The following is a 16,530-nucleotide window of genomic DNA, read 5'->3' as shown; positions in this document are numbered from 1 at the left end:
CGGGCCGCTGCGGCGTCTGCGGGAGACCAACCCCGCCGCCGCGCAGGCCGTTTCCACGGTCGTCACCGTGCTCGCCGCCGTGCTGGTCGTCGCCGCGCTGGTGCTGCCGGACTCGGTCGTCGGGCTGGGCCCCGCCAAGTTCCTGCGGATTCCGGGTGAGGCGGTCATCGGCGCCGCCGTACTGCTCGCGCTGCCCCGGCGCCCGCGGACCGTGGTGGCGGCGGTGTCCGGGGTCGCGCTGGCCGTACTGACCGTGCTGAACCTGCTGGACATGGGGTTCAACCAGTACCTGGGCCGCGGCTTCAACCTGGTCCTGGACTGGTCGCTGTTCGGGGACGCCGAGTCGTACCTGGAGGACTCCCTCGGCCGCACGGCCACCCTCGCCGCCGTGGCCGGGCTGATCGTGGTCGTCCTGCTGGTCTTCGTGCTGCTGGCGCTGTCCATGGTCCGCCTGAGCAACGTCCTGGCCCGGCACACCGCGACCGCGACCCGCGGCACCCTGATCGCGGGCGTCGCCTGGATCACCTGCTCCTCCCTCGGCCTCCAGGTCGGCGGTGTGCCGCTCGCGGCGGACCGCACCGCCACGACGCTGAAGGCCCAGGCCCGCAAGGTGTCGGACACGCTGCGGGACGAGGCGGAGTTCGAGAAGGTCGCCAAGGTGGACGCCTTCGGCAACACCCCGCCCGCGCAGCTCGTGCCCGACCTGCGCGGCAAGGACATGATCTTCACGTTCATCGAGAGCTACGGGCGCAGCGCGATCGAGGACCCGATCATGGCGCCCGGCGTCGACAAAACCCTGGACGAGCGCACCACGGCGCTGGCGAAGGCGGGCTTCCACGCCAAGAGCGGCTGGCTGACCTCGGCGACCTACGGCGGCAGCAGCTGGCTCGGGCACTCCACGACCATGTCGGGCCTGTGGATCAGCAACCAGCAGCGCTACCGCACCGTCATGGCGAGCGACCACATGAGCCTGACGGACGCCTTCAAGAAGACGGGCGACTTCGACACGGTCGGTGTGATGCCGGGCGTGCAGAAGGGCTGGCCGGAGCAGAAGTGGTACGGCCTGGACAAGAACTACAACGCGTTCCAGCTCGGCTACAAGGGGCCGAAGTTCAGCTGGTCGACGATGCCCGACCAGTACGCGCTGGAGCAGTACCAGCAGCGGGTGCACAGCAAGAAGCCGGCCGACGGCAAGGCGCGGATGTCGCTGCTCATCCTCACCTCCAGCCACCAGCCCTGGGCGCCGATCCCGAAGATGGTCGACTGGGACCAGCTCGGCGACGGCTCCGTCTTCAAGGGCATCGAGGCGGCGGGCAACGATCCGGCCGACGTCATCGCCGACACCACCAAATCACGCCAGGAGTACGGCAAGTCGATCCAGTACTCGGTGACCGCGCTGACCGAGTGGCTCCAGCGCTACGGCAGCAAGGACACCGTGCTGGTCTTCCTCGGCGACCACCAGCCGATCGCCCGCGTCAGCGGCAACCACGCCAGCCGTGACGTGCCGGTCTCGGTCGTCGCCAAGGACCCGAAGGTCCTGGACAAGATCGCGAGCTGGAACTGGACGGACGGCCTGCGGCCCGCCCACGACGCGCCGGTCTGGAAGATGAGCTCGTTCCGCGACCGCTTCCTGGCGGCCTACGGCTCGACAGCGCACCCGAAGAAGAACTGACACCCGGGCCGCGGGTGCGGGACCGGCACGGAACCGCCCGGTCCCACGCCCTCGGCCTCATCCGAGCCCGGGAGACGGCGCCTTCCCGGCACACCGGGTCGGGCGTCGGGCGGCCGGGCGGGGAAGGCCGTGTCAGCCGCCGGACGTGTCCAGCTCGGCCTCCTCGCCGACCCACGCGCAGTCGTACGGGTCCTTGAGCCAGCCGTCCGGCAGCACCACCCGGTTGTTGCCGGACGTCCGGCCGCGCGGGCCGTCGGCGCCGTCGGGCCAGGGCTGGTCGAGGTCCAGCTCGTCGAGGCCGGCGCGCAGTTCCTCCAGCGAGGAGGTGATCGCGAGCCGCTTGCGCATCTCGGAGCCGACCGAGAAGCCCTTCAGGTACCAGGCGACGTGCTTGCGGAAGTCGATGACGCCCTTGGTCTCGTCACCGATCCACTCGCCGAGGAGCGTGGCGTGCCGGACCATGGCGTCGGCCACCTCGCGCAGGGCCGGCCGCGCCAGCTCGTCCGTGCGTCCCTCGAAGGCGGCCACCAGGTCGGCGAACAGCCACGGGCGGCCGAGGCAGCCGCGGCCCACGACCACGCCGTCGCAGCCGGTCTCCCGGACCATGCGCAGCGCGTCCTGGGCGGACCAGATGTCGCCGTTGCCGAGCACCGGGATCTCCGGGACGTGCTCCTTGAGGCGGGCGATGGCCTCCCAGTCGGCGGTGCCGCCGTAGTGCTGGGCGGTGGTGCGGCCGTGCAGGGCGATCGCGGTGACGCCCTCCTCGACGGCGATACGGCCGGCGTCGAGGTAGGTGATGTGGTCGTCGTCGATGCCCTTGCGCATCTTCATCGTCACCGGCAGGTCGCCGGCGCCGCTGACGGCCTCGCGCAGGATCGCGCGCAGCAGGTGGCGCTTGTAGGGCAGGGCCGAGCCGCCGCCCTTGCGGGTGACCTTGGGGACCGGGCAGCCGAAGTTCAGGTCGATGTGGTCGGCGAGACCCTCCTCCGCGATCATGCGGACGGCCTTGCCGACGGTCACGGGGTCGACGCCGTACAGCTGGATCGAGCGGGGCTTCTCGCTCTCGTCGAACCTGATCAGCTGCATGGTCTTCTCGTTGCGCTCGACCAGGGCCCGGGTCGTGATCATCTCGCTGACGAACAGTCCCTTGCCGCCGCTGAACTCCCGGCACAGGGTGCGGAAGGGCGCGTTCGTGATGCCCGCCATGGGTGCGAGCACGACGGGCGGCGCGACGACGTGCGGGCCGATGGCGAGGGGCTGGTTCATCACGGAACTCCGGGACGGCTGGCAAAGACGGGCAACGCTCCATTGTCCCTCACTCCCCCGCAAGCTCTGCCGGCCTCTTTCGCCACTCCCTGTGACCGCGTGGCAATAATTAGTTAGGCGCACTATTGAAATCGGCTACGATGGAACCATGCCCGAGTTGAGTCACCGCCGACGCCTGCTCGTGCTCGCGATCTGCTGCTCCAGCCTGCTGATCGTGAGCCTCGACAACACGGCTCTGAACGTCGCACTGCCCTCGCTGCAGCGCGAACTGCACGCCACGACCTCCGGCCTCCAGTGGACGATCGACGCCTACACCCTGGTGCTGGCCTCGCTGCTGATGCTGGCGGGCTCCACGGCCGACCGGATCGGCCGCAGAAAAGTGTTCATGACGGGCCTGACCGTCTTCACCGCCGGCTCCCTGCTGTGCTCGCTCGCACCGAACCTGGAGCTGCTGATCGTCTTCCGCATGATCCAGGCGGTGGGCGGCTCGATGCTCAACCCGGTCGCCATGTCGATCATCACCAACACCTTCACCGACGCCCGCGAACGTGCCCGGGCGATCGGCGCGTGGGGCGCGGTCATCGGCATATCCATGGCCGCCGGACCGCTGGTCGGCGGCCTGCTGGTGGAGTCGGTCGGCTGGCGCGCGATCTTCTGGGTCAACCTCCCCGTCGGCCTCACGGCCCTGCTCCTCACCCTCCGCTTCGTTCCCGAGTCCCGCGCTCCCCGGGCCCGCCGCCCCGACCCGGTCGGCCAGGTGCTGGTGATCGCCCTGTTCGGCTCGCTGACCTACGCGATCATCGAGGCGCCGGACTCCGGCCCGGCCTCGGTCCTGCCGTTCGCCGCGCTCGCCGCCCTCGCCCTGGCCGCCCTGTTGTGGTACGAGCCGCGCCGCGAGGAACCCCTGATCGACCTGCGCTTCTTCCGTTCGGTGCCGTTCAGCGGGGCCACGGTGATCGCGGTCGCCGCGTTCGCGGCCCTGGGCGGCTTCCTCTTCATGTCCACGCTGTACCTGCAGAACGTACGGGGCCTGAGCGCGATGCACGCCGGGCTGTGGATGCTGCCGATGGCCGTGCCCACGTTCCTGTGCGCGCCGCTGTCCGGGCGGCTCGTGGCCGCCCGGGGGCCGCGGCCCTCCCTGCTGCTGGCCGGCGCCGCGATGACCGCGAGCGCCGTGCTCTTCGCGGGCTTCGAGGCGGAGACCTCGAACGTGACGCTCTTCCTCGGCTACCTGCTCTTCGGCATCGGCTTCGGCTTCGTGAACGCCCCCATCACGAACACCGCGGTCTCCGGGATGCCGCGCTCCCAGGCCGGCGTCGCCGCCGCCGTCGCCTCCACCAGCCGGCAGCTCGGGCAGACGCTCGGTGTCGCGGTGGTCGGCGCGGTGCTGGCGGCCGGGGTGGGCGCGTCGTCGTACCGGGACATGTTCGTGTCGGCCGCCGTCCCCGGCTGGTGGATCCTGACGGGCTGCGGCATCTGCGTACTCGTCCTCGGAGCGCTCACCAGCGGCCGCTGGGCCCGCGCGAGCGCGGAACGCGCGGCCGAACGCATCCAGTCCGCGCAGGTGCGCGAGGCGTCCAAGGTCGGCGCGCAGTAGGACCCGGCACCCACCCGCCGGCCCTTCACCGGCACCCACGGAGCAGTCCGGCCGCCCGACCCGGTGGACTTCACCGGCACCCACGGAGCAGTCCCGCCGCCGGCCCGGTGGACTTCACCGATCCCCGGGCAGTCCCGTCGCCGGTCCGGCGGACCCCCAACCGGCCACCGGGCAGTCCCGCCGGCCGCCCGGCGGACCCGGCCGCCCCCGGTGGTATCCGCCGGCGGCGGCCGGGACGGTCCCGGTGGCCGGCGCGGTCCTTCCGGGCCGACGGGCGGGGCCGTTCGGGCGAGGGGGCCGCGCGGCAGCCGGAAGGCGGGCGGCGGGCCGCTTACGGTGCGGCACCATGACGCACCTCTCCCGCCGGGCCGCTCTGGCCGGTCTCGCCGCCGGCACGGGGGCGCTCGCCACCACGGGCTGCGCTCTGGGCACGGCGTCGTCGGCCCCCTCCCCGTCCGCCTCCCGCTCACCGGCACCCGGCGCGAACCTCACCCCGGGAGCCATGCGGCTGTTCCCGGACGAGGGCTTCGAGTTCGCGGGGCTGCTGGCCCTCGGCGCGGCCGGCATGCGGGCCTCGGAGGTCGGGGACGTCCTCACCGCCGTCAACAAGATCAACGCGGACGGGCTGTCGGAGCAGAGCTACAGCGACACCTTCCACGCCCTGGGCGACCGGCTCACGGCCCCCGGCGACCACCCCGGTGACGAGACGCGCGGGTTCCGCTCCCTGCGCGCCGCCCAGTACTACGCCCAGGCCCTGTTCTACGTCCTCGGCACCCGGTCGCCCGGCGACGAGAAGGACTACTACCTGGCCGGGCGCCGCGCCTGGGACGACTTCGCCCGCCTGGGCTCACCGCCCGCCGTGACCGCGCAGGTGCCCTACGGGAAGACCCCTCTTCCGGTCTGGTTCTTCCGGCCCGACGAGCAGGCGAAGCCCCGGCCGACCGTCATCCTCACCAACGGCAGCGACGGCCAGAACGTCGACATGTGGACCTACGGGGTGTGCGCCGCCCTGGACCGGGGCTGGAACGCCCTCGTCTACGACGGCCCCGGCCAGGGACAGCTGCTGTTCGTGGACGAGGTCCCGGTCACCACCCGCTGGGAGGGCGTGGTCACCCCGCTCGTCGACTGGCTGCGCGGCCGCGCGGATGTCGACGGGGCCCGGATCTCCCTCACCGGACTCAGCATGGGCGGCAATCTGGTCGCCCGCGCCGCCGCCTTCGAGCACCGGATCGCCGCCGTCGCCTGCCAGCCCGGCTGTGTGCAGCCCTGGCTGGCCTTCCCCCCGGAGATCCGCGGGCTCGTCACGGCCGACAAGGCGCGCACCAACCGGATCTGGCAGGCCGCGGTGCCCGAACTCGACCCGCAGCAGGCCTTCAGCGTCAGGAAACGCTTCGAGATCTTCACCCGCGAGGCGCTGCTCCAGGCCCGTGCGGGCAAGGTTCCGACCGATCTGTGGAGTGCCGCCCAGGTCGCCATCGGCCTGGACATCACCCAGGTGATCCCGAAGATCAAGGCGCCGGTCCTCGTCCTGGACTACGAGGGCGAACAGTTCTATCCGGGGCAGCCCCGGCAGATGTACGACCTGCTGAACACGCGCCGCGATTACTTCCGCTTCACCGCGGCCACCGGCGCACAGCTGCACTGCTCCCCGATGGCCCCGCAGCAGCACTGCGACAAGGTCTTCGACTGGCTGGAGTCGGTCCTGCGCTGAGGCGTCCCGCCTCCCGGGACCGCGGCGTCACGCGTGTGACGGTGGCCACTCGCCGGTCCGCGCTCCCCCGTTCCCCGGCCGGCGCCGCGCTCGTGACCGTGCCGTCCGTCCCGGGCCGGGATCACGCGGACCGCGCTGGTCATCGCCCCGCCCGTACGGACGGGTGCTGTCGGGCCGGTGGTCCGGGGCGCTCTCGCGGGCGGCGCGGCGCCGGGCCGGCAGCACGGTCGCGGGGCGTCGTCCCCCGGGAAACCCTCCCTGCCGGTGCCGTTCGTGCTGCACACTCCTTGCGGCCGCCGAACACAGCGGGACAGCGCGGAGGGGACGTGGGACGTGGGAGCCGTCATGCCGCAGGGCGACAGCAGCACGAGCAAGGTCAGCCGCTGGGACGGGCACGGCCGTGAGCATGTGGTCCGGGTACGGCGGACGGGCATCCAGCGCACGATCAGCTGTGACACCTGCGGCTGGCGCAAGGCGGTGCAGTTCCTGCCCTGGCTGAAGGCGGAGGAGCATCTGGCCGAGGCCCATCAGGCCACGGTGGACCCGGCGGGGACCCGGCCGTCCTCACGCTGAGGAGCACCGCCCGCCGCCGCCCGCCGCCGCACGCCGCCCCGCTCCCCGCCACCGCCGGCCGTGCCGGTCCGCACCGGGCGAGTCCGGGCAGGCCGGTACGGGCACGCCGGTCCGGGCACGGTCCGCCGCCAAGCGCGTCCAGGCGGGTCCGGGCGGCCCGGAGCCGGTCCCGAGTGGCCGCCCGCACGGAGCGGGGCCAGCCTGGGAAGGTCCATCGAGCGACAGGACGGGAGACCTTCATGACCTCCGTACTCCGCCATCGCTACGGCCGCGCGCTCGGCGCCGGCGCCCTGTCCGTGCTCCTGCTCTCCGGCGCGAGCGCCGGGGCCTTCGCGGCGACGGGCACCACGGCAGCCACCGCGGGCATCACGCCCTCCACCACGGTCACCGCGGACCACCTCCCGGGTGCCGGACGCGGCACCGAGGACGCCTCGATCACCGTCAAGGCCTCCAAGGACTCGGTGAAGGCCGGGGACAAGGTGACGTTCGCCGGCCGCACCAAGGGGCTGAAGATCGGCACCAAGCTGGTGCTCCAGCACGAGAAGTCCGGCAAGTGGACCACGCTGAAGGCGTCGGCCAAGGTGAAGACGGGCAGCTCGTACGCCATCCTCGCCAAGCTCAACTTCAAGGGCTCCGAGAAGCTGCGCGTGAGCGCCGGGGACGTCCACTCGCCCACCGTGACGGTGAAGGTCAGCTGAGTCCGCGTATCAGGAGGTCGACGACGGCCGTGAACTCCTCCTCGACGCCCGGCTGCTGCCACTCGCGGGCGTAGCAGGGGTCGTGGAAGCGGCCGGTGGCCTGGAAGACGGCGCGGGCGGCGGCGGCCGGGTCGGGTGCGCGGAAGGCGCCCGACCCGGCGCCGGCCTCGATGATCCGCGTGAGCTGCGCGGTCAGGTCGGTGATGTGCTCCCCGACCGTCGCGCCGTTCTCGTCGGCCAGCACGCTGTAGGTGGCGAACAGCTCCGGATCGTCTCCGGCCTTGTGCCGCTTGGCCTCGAACAGGGCCGTCAGCCAGGCCCGCAGCCGGGCCTCGGCGTCGGTGTCCCCGGCGGCGATCCCGGCCAGCCGCAGCGAGGTCCGGTCCAGCCAGCGCTTGGTCACCGCCTCGCGCAGCGCCGCCTTGGTCCGGAAGTGCCGGTAGACGCTGCCGTGGCTGACGCCGAGCGCACGGGCCACGTCGACCACGGTGGCCTTGGCCGGGCCGTGGCGCCGCAGCACCTCCTCGGTCGCTTCGAGGATGCGCTCGGCGGTCAGGGTCTCGCTGGTCGGTGCCATGTCTAGACGGTACCGGGGGGTGTCTTCAGCGCTCGCTGTCGAGGTGTGCCATCTGCGCGGCCGGGTAGCGGTCGCCCGCCGCCGCGTCCGCCGGGACGGCACTCTCGATCGCCGCGAGGTCGGCCGCGTCCAGGCGCACGTCCAGCGCGCCCAGCGACTCGGCGAGCCGCTCGCGGGTGCGGGCGCCGACGAGGGGCACGATGTCGTCGCCCTGGGCGATGACCCAGGCGAAGGCGATCTGCGCGACGGTCACGCCCTTCTGCTCGGCGATCTTCCGCAGGGCCTCGACGAGGGCCAGGTTGTGGTGGAGGTTCTCGCCCTGGAAGCGGGGGGAGAAGGCGCGGAAGTCGTTCGCCGCGAGCTGCCGGTCGGGGGTGAAGTGGCCGGAGATCAGGCCGCGCGAGAGCACGCCGTAGGCGGTGACGCCGATGCCCAGTTCGCGCAGGGTCGGCAGGATCTCGCGCTCGATGCCGCGGCTGATCAGCGAGTACTCGATCTGGAGGTCGGAGACCGGCGCGGTGGCGGCGGCGCGGCGGATGGTCTCGGCGCCGACCTCGCTGAGCCCGACGTGGCGGACGTGGCCCTGCTCGATCAGCTCGGCGATCGCGCCGACGGTCTCCTCGATCGGGACGTCCGGGTCGAGGCGGGCGATCCGGTAGACGTCGATGTGGTCGACGCCGAGGCGCTGGAGGGAGTAGGCGGCGAAGTTCTTCACGGCGGCGGGGCGGCCGTCGTAGCCGCTCCAGTTGCCCGCCGGGTCGCGCAGCGCGCCGAACTTGACGCTGACCTGGGCCTTCTCGCGGGCGGCCGGTGAGGCGGAGCGCAGGGCCTCGCCGATCAGCATTTCGTTGTGGCCCATGGCGTAGAAGTCGCCGGTGTCGAGCAGGGTCACGCCGGCGTCGAGGGCGGCGTGGATCGTCGCGATGGACTCGGCGCGGTCGGCGTCGCCGTACAGCGCGGACATGCCCATGCAGCCGAGACCGAGGGCGGAGACCTGGGGGCCGGTGGTTCCGAGGGTGTGGGTGCGCATCGTCATGGCTCCACTCTGACATGACAGCTGACAGATTTCAATATCTGTCAGCTGTCATTTGTCAGCCGGGTCCGGGCACAAAAACGCCCACCCACCGGCCGACGAGTCGGACGGTGGGTGGGCGAGGGAGCCGGAGCCCGGGGGCGGGCCCCCGGACCGCATCTCAGGCGGAGGCGGAGGCTGAGGTCAGCAGCCCAGCAGACGCGAGGCCAGGTAGCCCTCGATCTGGTCCAGGGAGACGCGCTCCTGCTTCATGGTGTCGCGCTCGCGCACGGTCACCGCGTTGTCCTCGAGGGTGTCGAAGTCGACGGTCACGCAGAACGGCGTACCGATCTCGTCCTGGCGGCGGTAGCGGCGGCCGATGGCGCCGGCGTCGTCGAACTCGATGTTCCAGTTCTGGCGCAGCGCCTGGGCGAGACCCTTGGCCTTCGGCGACAGCTCGGCGTTGCGGGACAGCGGGAGCACCGCGACCTTCACCGGGGCGAGGCGGTGGTCGAGGCGCAGCACGGTGCGCTTCTCCATCTTGCCCTTGGCGTTCGGGGCCTCGTCCTCGACGTAGGCGTCGAGGAGGAACGCCAGCATCGTGCGGCCGACACCGGCGGCCGGCTCGATGACGTACGGCGTCCAGCGCTCGCCGGCCTCCTGGTCGAAGAAGGAGAGGTCCTGGCCGGAGGCCTTGGAGTGCGCGCCGAGGTCGTAGTCGGTGCGGTTGGCGACACCCTCCAGCTCGCCCCACTCCGAGCCGCCGAACGAGAAGCGGTACTCGATGTCGGCGGTGCGCTTGGAGTAGTGGGAGAGCTTCTCCTTCGGGTGCTCGAACCAGCGCATGTTCTCTTCACGCATGCCGAGGTTGGTGTACCAGTTCCAGCGCTGCTGCATCCAGTACTCCTGCCACTCCTCGTCCTCACCCGGCTTGACGAAGAACTCCATCTCCATCTGCTCGAACTCGCGGGTGCGGAAGATGAAGTTGCCGGGCGTGATCTCGTTGCGGAAGGACTTGCCCATCTGGGCGATGCCGAACGGCGGCTTCTTGCGCGAGGCGATCTGGACCTGGGCGAAGTTGGTGAAGATGCCCTGGGCGGTCTCGGGGCGCAGGTAGGCGACGGAGCCGGAGTCCTGCGTCGGGCCGAGGTGCGTGGAGAGCAGACCCGAGAACTGCTTGGGCTCGGTGAACGTGCCCTTGTTGCCGCAGTTGGGGCAGTTGAGGTCGGCCAGGCCGTTCGCCGGGGCGTGGCCCTTCTTCTCCTCGTACGCCTCTTCCAGGTGGTCGGCGCGGTAGCGCTTGTGGCAGGAGGTGCACTCGGTCAGCGGGTCCGTGAAGGTGGCGACGTGACCGGAGGCGACCCAGACCTCGGGGGCGAGGATCACGGACGAGTCGAGACCGACGACGTCCTCGCGCGAGGTGACCATGTAGCGCCACCACTGGCGCTTGATGTTCTCCTTGAGCTCGACACCCAGCGGTCCGTAGTCCCAGGCGGCACGCTGGCCGCCGTAGATCTCACTGCAGGGGAAAACGAAGCCACGGCGCTTGCTCAGGCTGACGATGGAGTCGATCTTGTCGGCGGCCACGGTGCTCTCTTCATTACGACGACGGGCGTTGAAGCGAGATGCTTCCAGCGAATGATTCAGGTTACCGGCGCGCACTCCCCCTCGGCCAAATCGGCCCCTGACCACAGGCCCCAGCCCAGGGCATTCCGGGCCTCCCCGGCATGCCTGAGCAGGCTTGTTGACAACGGTTTCCATTTTTGTTGAAAATGACTGTCATGAACGTACGTCGACGCCCCGGGACTTCCCGGACACGGACGGCCGGGATCACGGCCGGGGTCACGAGCGGGGTCGCGGCCGCGGTCGCGCTCGCGCTGGGCCTGGGCACCCTCACCGGCTGCTCGGCCGCGGACGCGACGGGGACCAGAACGAGCAAGTTCGACGTCGTCGCGTCGTTCTATCCGATGGCCTTCCTCGCCGAGCGGATAGGCGGGGACCACGTCCACGTGGTCGGCCTCACCACTCCCGGCCAGGAGCCGCACGACCTGGAGCTGACCCCGCTGCAGATCGCCGGGATCCAGGACTCCGACGCGGTCCTGTACCTGAGGAACCTCCAGCCCGCCGTCGACAAGGCGGTGGCCGAGTCCCCGGTGCGCACGAAGATCGACGCGGCCTCCCTGACCACCCTGGAGCGGCACGGCACCGAGGTCGGCGGCCACGCGGCCGCGCACGACTCCGCCGTCGGCGAGGACACCGCCGGCGCCGACCCGCACATCTGGCTCGACCCGGTCCGCTACGCCCAGGTCGCGAGCGGCGTCGGGAAGGCCTTCGAGAAGGCCGACCCGAAGCACGCGGCCGACTACCGCAGGAACACCGCGGCCCTGGTGCGGCAGCTGAACGCGCTGAACGGCCAGTTCCGGGACGGCCTCGCGCACACGAGGTCCAGGGTCTTCATCACCACCCACGCCGCCTTCGGCTACCTCGCCGAGCGCTACGGCCTGACCGAGGAGGCCGTCAGCGGCCTCGACCCCGAGTCCGAGCCGAGCGCGGCACGCGTCAGGGACCTCCAGCGGCTCGCCCGGGCCGACGGGGTCAGCACCGTCTTCTACGAGACGCTCGTCAGCGACAGCACCGCGAAGACGGTCGCCGGCGACGCCGGTCTCAGGACCGATGTGCTCGACCCGCTCGAAGGCATCACCGACAAGTCCCGGGGCCGGGACTACTTCTCGGTCCAGCGGGCCAACCTCAAGGCCCTCCAGCGGGCCCTGGGCGCCCGGTGACCGGCGGAAAGGACGGCAGCACCATGGACGGCGACACCTCGACGGACACCACGGCGAACACCACGAAGTCGACCGCGGCGGACGGTACGGCGACGGACACCACCGCGGGCACCACGGCCGGGGGGACCGTACCCGCGCCCCGCGCCGCGGCCGGGACGACGCCGGGCACCGCGGACGGCATCGCGGACGGTGCCACGCAGCACCCCACGCAGCACCCCACCGCCACCCGCCCCGCGGCCGAACCCGTCATCACGATGCGCGGGGTGCGCGCGGAGCTCGGCGCGCGTCCGGTCCTGCGCGGCATCGATCTCACCGTGCGCCGCGGCGAGGTCGTCGCGCTGCTCGGCGCGAACGGCTCCGGCAAGTCGACGGCCGTACGCACCGCCATCGGCCACGTACCGGCCGGCGCCGGCACCATCGAGCTGTTCGGCACCCCGCTGCGCGCCTTCCGCGACTGGGCCCGCGTGGGCTACGTGCCGCAGCGCACCAGCGCCGCCGGCGGGGTCCCGGCCACCGTGGCCGAGATCGTCTCCTCGGGCCGGCTCTCCCGTACCCGCTTCGGCCCGTTCCGCAGGACCGACCGCGCGGCCGTGCACCGCGCGCTGGAGCTGGTCGGCATGGCGGACCGGGCCAAGGACGCGGTGACCGCGCTCTCCGGCGGCCAGCACCAGCGGGTGCTGATCGCCCGCGCCCTGGTCGCCGAGCCCGAGCTGCTGATCATGGACGAGCCGATGGCGGGCGTCGACCTGGCGAGCCAGGAGGTGCTCGCCGCGACCCTGCGCGAGCAGGTCGCCGCCGGTGCGACGGTCCTGCTGGTCCTGCACGAACTGGGCCCGCTGGAGCCCCTGATCGACCGGGCGGTCGTCCTGCGCGACGGCTGCGTGCTGCACGACGGGCCGCCCCCGCGGGCCGTCGGCCAGCACGCGCTGCCCGGCCACGACCACGTGCACCCGCACGCGTCCACGAACACCGAACCGATCCGGACGGGACTGCTCAGCTGATGGACATCCTCGACTACGCCTTCATGCAGCGGGCGCTCCTCGCCGCCGTCCTGGTCGGCATCACCGCGCCCGCGATCGGCATCTACCTCGTCCAGCGCCGCCAGCCCCTGATGGGCGACGGCATCGGGCACGTGGCCATGACCGGTGTCGGCCTCGGCTTCCTGCTGCACGCCTCGCCGGTGTGGATGGCCACGCTCGTCTCGGTGCTCGGCGCGGTCCTCATGGAGCTGATCCGCTGGTACGGCAGGACGCGCGGCGACATCGCCCTCGCCATGCTCTTCTACGGCGGCATGGCGGGCGGCGTGCTCTTCGTGAACCTCGCGCCCGGCGGCTCCAACGCCAACCTGACGTCGTACCTGTTCGGCTCGCTCTCGACGGTCTCGCCCTCCGACGTGACCGCGATCGTGATCCTCGCCGCGTTCGTGGCCGTCGTCACCCTGGGGCTGCGCCGCCAGTTGTTCGCGGTCAGCCAGGACGAGGAGTTCGCGCGGGTCACCGGGCTGCCGGTGCGCGCCCTGAACCTGCTCACCGCCGTCACCGCGGCCGTCACGGTCACCGTGGCCATGCGGGTGGTCGGCCTGATCCTGGTCTCCGCGCTCATGGTCGTCCCGGTGGCCGCGGCCCAGCAGCTCACCCGCAGCTTCGCCGCGACCTTCGCGATCGCCGTCGCGCTCGGGGTCACCGTGTCGGTCGGCGGTACGGTCACCTCCTTCTACCAGGACGTGCCGCCCGGCGCGACGATCGTCCTGCTGACGATCGCGGCCTTCGTCGGGCTCACCGCGGCGGCCGCTCCGCTGGCCCGCAGGAGGGCCCGGGCGGCGGCCGCGGCGCACCCCGCCGGAGATCCCGCGGAGTGCGCGATTCCGGCCACGCGGAAGGCCGCGGAGGAGATCGGCGTCTGACCGGGCGCGGTGCAGACTGGCAGAATGGCCCGCGGCAGACATGTGACGTGTGTCGCGAGACCGCCGAAGGGGTGCGCGCCGGTGCCGGAGGGTACGGGCGTGCCGGGGCCCGCGGGCCGGGAACGCCCGCGTCCTCCGCACCTGCCGAGAGCGCCCCGCAGGCGAACGAGCCATCACCAAGGAGGCAACGGTGACGACCGCTGGACCGCCCGTGAAGGGCCGCGCGACCCGGCAGCGGGCAGCCGTGGCGGCGGCCCTGGACGAGGTCGACGAGTTCCGCAGCGCCCAGGAACTGCACGACATGCTCAAGCACAAGGGCGACTCGGTCGGGCTCACCACCGTCTACCGCACCCTGCAGAACCTCGCGGACGCCGGGGAGGTCGACGTGCTGCGGACCTCCGAGGGCGAGTCCGTCTACCGCCGCTGCTCCTCCGGCGAGCACCACCACCACCTGGTCTGCCGCGCCTGCGGCAAGGCGGTGGAGGTGGAGGGCCCCGCCGTGGAGAAGTGGGCGGAGGCCATCGCGATGGAACACGGCTACGTCAACGTGGCCCACACCGTGGAGATCTTCGGGACCTGCGCGGACTGCGCGACGGGCGCGAGCGGCTGAGCCCGGCTCGGACGCGGTCGGCGTTCCGGCCGAGAACCGCCCGCAGCCGCTCCGCGTCGCCGGGGCTCTCCAGGCCGCGCTTGGGCAGCGCGGCCACCCGGCAGACCTGCTTGCCGGCGCTGAACAGCACGAACGCGTCGGCGGTCTCCCGGTAGCGCGGCTGGGCCCTCCGGTTGGCCGTCGTGGAGGTGTTCCCGGTGGTCACGGTGACCCCGTCCTCCGTCACCGTGGCGCGGCGCGCGCCGTCGGCGGCCGCCACCCGGGCCGGGGAGACGCCCCCTGGGGGAAGGAGGCCGGCCGCCCCGAACGGGTTTTGCGTGCCGGCCCCCTTCGATGGGCGCTTCCGCGTCAGGCGCCCTCGGGGGCGCCCTTCATCGCGGCCTCCATCTTCAGCAGCTCCTCGTTCGGGACCGCTCCGCCGAAGCGCCGGTCGCGGGAGGCGAACTCCATGCAGGCGCGCCACAGGTCACGGCGGTCGAAGTCGGGCCACAGGACGTCCTGGAAGACCATCTCGGCGTAGACGCTCTGCCAGACCAGGTAGTTGGAGGTGCGCTGCTCGCCGCTGGGGCGCAGGAACATGTCCACGTCCGGCATGTCCGGGTAGTACATGTACTTCTGGAGGGTCTTCTCGTTGACCTTGGACGGGTCCAGGCGGCCCGCCTTCACGTCCTCGGCGATGGCCTGGGCGGCGTCGGCGATCTCGGCCCGGCCGCCGTAGTTCATGCAGAAGTACAGGGTGAGCTTGTCGTTGTCCTTGGTCTGCTCCTGGGCGATCTGGAGCTCCTTGGCGACCGACTTCCACAGCTTGGGCATGCGGCCGACCCAGCGCACCCGGATGCCGAGCTCGTCGAGGGTGTCGCGGGTCTTGCGGATGAAGTCGCGGTTGAAGTTCATCAGGAAGCGGACCTCGTCGGGCGAGCGCTTCCAGTTCTCGGTGGAGAAGGCGTACAGCGAGATGCTGCCGACACCGACCTCGATGGCGCCCTGGAGGACGTCCAGGACCTGCTCGGCGCCGACCTTGTGGCCCTCGGTGCGCGGCAGCCCGCGCTCCTTGGCCCAGCGGCCGTTGCCGTCCATGACGATCGCCACGTGGTTCGGCACCAGCTCACCGGGGAGCTTCGGCGCGCGGGCGCCCGACGGGTGCGGTTCCGGCGTCCTGTACTCGCGGCGCTGGCGCCCCAGAATCCCGCGTACGACCATGTGCTTCTCGTCTCCTCAGCCGTGCCTAGTTCTCGACGTACCGAAGGGAGCGCAGCCCGCGCTCCAGGTGCCAGTGCAGATAGGCGGACACCAGCCCGCTCCCCTCGCGGACATGCCGTGCCTCGGCCGCGTCCGCCGTCTCCCAGTCTCCCGTAAGCAGTGCGCCGAGCAGCACCAGGGTCTGCGGGGAGGGCACGACGCTGCCGGGCACCCGGCAGTCCACGCAGACCGAGCCGCCGGAGGCGACGGAGAAGAACCGGTTCGGGCCCGGCATGCCGCAGCGCGCGCAGTCGCCGAAGCTGGGGGCGTAGCCGTTGACGGCGAGGGAGCGCAGCAGGAAGGCGTCGAGCACGAGGTTCGGGGCGTGCTCGCCGCGGGCGAGCGTGCGCAGGGCGCCCACGAGCAGCAGGTACTGCTGTACGGCGGGCTCGCCCTCGTGGTCGGTGAACCGTTCCGCGGTCTCCAGCATGGCCGTCCCGGCGGTGTACCGGGCGTAGTCCGTCACGATCCCGCCGCCGTACGGGGCGATGGTCTCGCTCTGGGTGCACAGCGGGAGCCCGCGCCCGATCAGCTCGCTGCCGCGCGCGAAGAACTGCACGTCGACGTGGGAGAAGGGCTCCAGCCGAGCCCCGAACTTCGACTTGGTCCGCCGCACCCCCCGGGCCACGGCCCGCACCCGCCCGTGCCCGCGCGTGAGCAAGGTGATGATGCGGTCCGCTTCGCCCAGTTTCTGGGTGCGCAGCACGATGCCGTCGTCGCGGAACAGACTCACCGCCGGCCTCCGCTCTCCACCGGCCGGGGGCCCGGGGGTCGCCCCCCGGAGCAGCACAGCATGATGCGGTCCGCTTCGCCCGGTTTCTGGGTGCGCAGCACGATGCCGTCGTCGCGGAACAGACTCATGCGCACCATTCTCCCGCACCCCGGCGCA

Annotated in this window: 16 protein-coding genes; 9 read left to right on the top strand and 7 right to left on the bottom strand. The window is 72.0% G+C overall.

Annotated features, from left to right (window positions below; translation table 11 throughout):
- Positions 1–16 precede the first annotated feature (16 nt).
- Entirely contained in the window at positions 17–1,672 is a 1,656-nt protein-coding gene (locus ACIPRD_RS18985) for a CDP-alcohol phosphatidyltransferase (RefSeq protein ID WP_356399073.1), read from the top strand.
- Positions 1,673–1,804: 132 nt separating this feature from the next.
- Here ACIPRD_RS18985 and dusB read toward each other — a convergent pair whose 3' ends face one another.
- The gene (gene dusB, locus ACIPRD_RS18980; protein ID WP_401564402.1) at positions 1,805–2,938 is read right to left on the bottom strand and encodes a tRNA dihydrouridine synthase DusB; all 1,134 of its coding nucleotides are present in this window, start codon (positions 2,936–2,938) and stop codon (positions 1,805–1,807) included.
- 148 nt (positions 2,939–3,086) lie between these two features.
- Between dusB and ACIPRD_RS18975 the strand changes: the two genes are divergently transcribed.
- From ACIPRD_RS18975 to ACIPRD_RS18960, 4 genes are all read left to right on the top strand, one after another.
- Complete coding sequence (locus ACIPRD_RS18975; protein ID WP_401564399.1) at positions 3,087–4,535, top strand: MFS transporter; 1,449 nt, start codon at positions 3,087–3,089, stop codon at positions 4,533–4,535.
- A 346-nt stretch (positions 4,536–4,881) separates the two neighbouring features.
- A complete protein-coding gene (locus ACIPRD_RS18970) occupies positions 4,882–6,246 on the top strand; it encodes an alpha/beta hydrolase family protein (RefSeq protein WP_401564396.1) in 1,365 nt (454 codons plus the stop codon).
- A 345-nt stretch (positions 6,247–6,591) separates the two neighbouring features.
- The gene (locus ACIPRD_RS18965; RefSeq protein WP_356397650.1) at positions 6,592–6,819 is read left to right on the top strand and encodes a hypothetical protein; all 228 of its coding nucleotides are present in this window, start codon (positions 6,592–6,594) and stop codon (positions 6,817–6,819) included.
- Between the two features lie 239 nt (positions 6,820–7,058).
- The gene (locus ACIPRD_RS18960; protein ID WP_356397647.1) at positions 7,059–7,517 is read left to right on the top strand and encodes a hypothetical protein; all 459 of its coding nucleotides are present in this window, start codon (positions 7,059–7,061) and stop codon (positions 7,515–7,517) included.
- Here ACIPRD_RS18960 and ACIPRD_RS18955 read toward each other — a convergent pair.
- The 3 genes from ACIPRD_RS18955 to ACIPRD_RS18945 all read right to left on the bottom strand — a co-directional run bounded on the left by ACIPRD_RS18955 (position 7,510) and on the right by ACIPRD_RS18945 (position 10,693).
- Positions 7,510–8,094 (bottom strand): TetR family transcriptional regulator, encoded by a 585-nt coding sequence (locus ACIPRD_RS18955; RefSeq protein WP_356397644.1) that lies wholly within the window; start codon positions 8,092–8,094, stop codon positions 7,510–7,512. The genes ACIPRD_RS18960 and ACIPRD_RS18955 overlap by 8 nt on opposite strands.
- 25 nt (positions 8,095–8,119) lie before the next feature.
- Positions 8,120–9,130, bottom strand: a complete 1,011-nt coding sequence (locus tag ACIPRD_RS18950) for an aldo/keto reductase (protein WP_356397641.1) — start codon at positions 9,128–9,130, stop codon at positions 8,120–8,122.
- A gap of 180 nt (positions 9,131–9,310) precedes the next feature.
- Positions 9,311–10,693: a glycine--tRNA ligase gene (locus tag ACIPRD_RS18945; protein ID WP_356397639.1), complete on the bottom strand. Its 1,383-nt coding sequence runs from the start codon at positions 10,691–10,693 to the stop codon at positions 9,311–9,313.
- Positions 10,694–10,887: 194 nt separating this feature from the next.
- Between ACIPRD_RS18945 and ACIPRD_RS18940 the strand changes: the two genes are divergently transcribed.
- The 4 genes from ACIPRD_RS18940 (at position 10,888) to ACIPRD_RS18925 (ending at position 14,402) form a co-directional block, all read left to right on the top strand.
- Positions 10,888–11,889, top strand: coding sequence for a metal ABC transporter substrate-binding protein (locus tag ACIPRD_RS18940; RefSeq protein ID WP_401564391.1), 1,002 nt, complete (start codon positions 10,888–10,890; stop codon positions 11,887–11,889).
- A gap of 254 nt (positions 11,890–12,143) precedes the next feature.
- Positions 12,144–12,890, top strand: coding sequence for an ATP-binding cassette domain-containing protein (locus ACIPRD_RS18935; protein ID WP_356399071.1), 747 nt, complete (start codon positions 12,144–12,146; stop codon positions 12,888–12,890).
- Positions 12,890–13,792: a metal ABC transporter permease gene (locus tag ACIPRD_RS18930; RefSeq protein WP_401564389.1), complete on the top strand. Its 903-nt coding sequence runs from the start codon at positions 12,890–12,892 to the stop codon at positions 13,790–13,792. The genes ACIPRD_RS18935 and ACIPRD_RS18930 overlap by 1 nt, the downstream gene beginning before the upstream one ends.
- 190 nt (positions 13,793–13,982) lie before the next feature.
- Entirely contained in the window at positions 13,983–14,402 is a 420-nt protein-coding gene (locus ACIPRD_RS18925; protein WP_356397632.1) for a transcriptional repressor, read from the top strand.
- Positions 14,403–14,750: 348 nt separating this feature from the next.
- Here ACIPRD_RS18925 and ACIPRD_RS18920 read toward each other — a convergent pair whose 3' ends face one another.
- Genes ACIPRD_RS18920 through ACIPRD_RS18910 form a run of 3 tightly spaced genes read right to left on the bottom strand, consistent with a single transcriptional unit; the run spans position 14,751 to position 16,502 of the window.
- Positions 14,751–15,602: an isoprenyl transferase gene (locus ACIPRD_RS18920; RefSeq protein ID WP_356397630.1), complete on the bottom strand. Its 852-nt coding sequence runs from the start codon at positions 15,600–15,602 to the stop codon at positions 14,751–14,753.
- 25 nt (positions 15,603–15,627) lie between these two features.
- A complete protein-coding gene (gene recO / locus ACIPRD_RS18915) occupies positions 15,628–16,374 on the bottom strand; it encodes a DNA repair protein RecO (RefSeq protein WP_401564386.1) in 747 nt (248 codons plus the stop codon).
- Positions 16,371–16,502 carry a hypothetical protein gene (locus ACIPRD_RS18910; protein WP_356397624.1) on the bottom strand — a complete coding sequence of 44 codons (132 nt, stop codon included), beginning with the start codon at positions 16,500–16,502 and terminating at the stop codon, positions 16,371–16,373. Before ACIPRD_RS18910 ends, recO begins: the two co-directional genes overlap by 4 nt.
- Positions 16,503–16,530 lie beyond the last annotated feature (28 nt).

Source organism: Streptomyces sp. NPDC090108, from assembly GCF_044747185.1.
Classification (GTDB): domain Bacteria; phylum Actinomycetota; class Actinomycetes; order Streptomycetales; family Streptomycetaceae; genus Streptomyces.
This window is presented reverse-complemented; position numbering and strand designations above follow the sequence as displayed.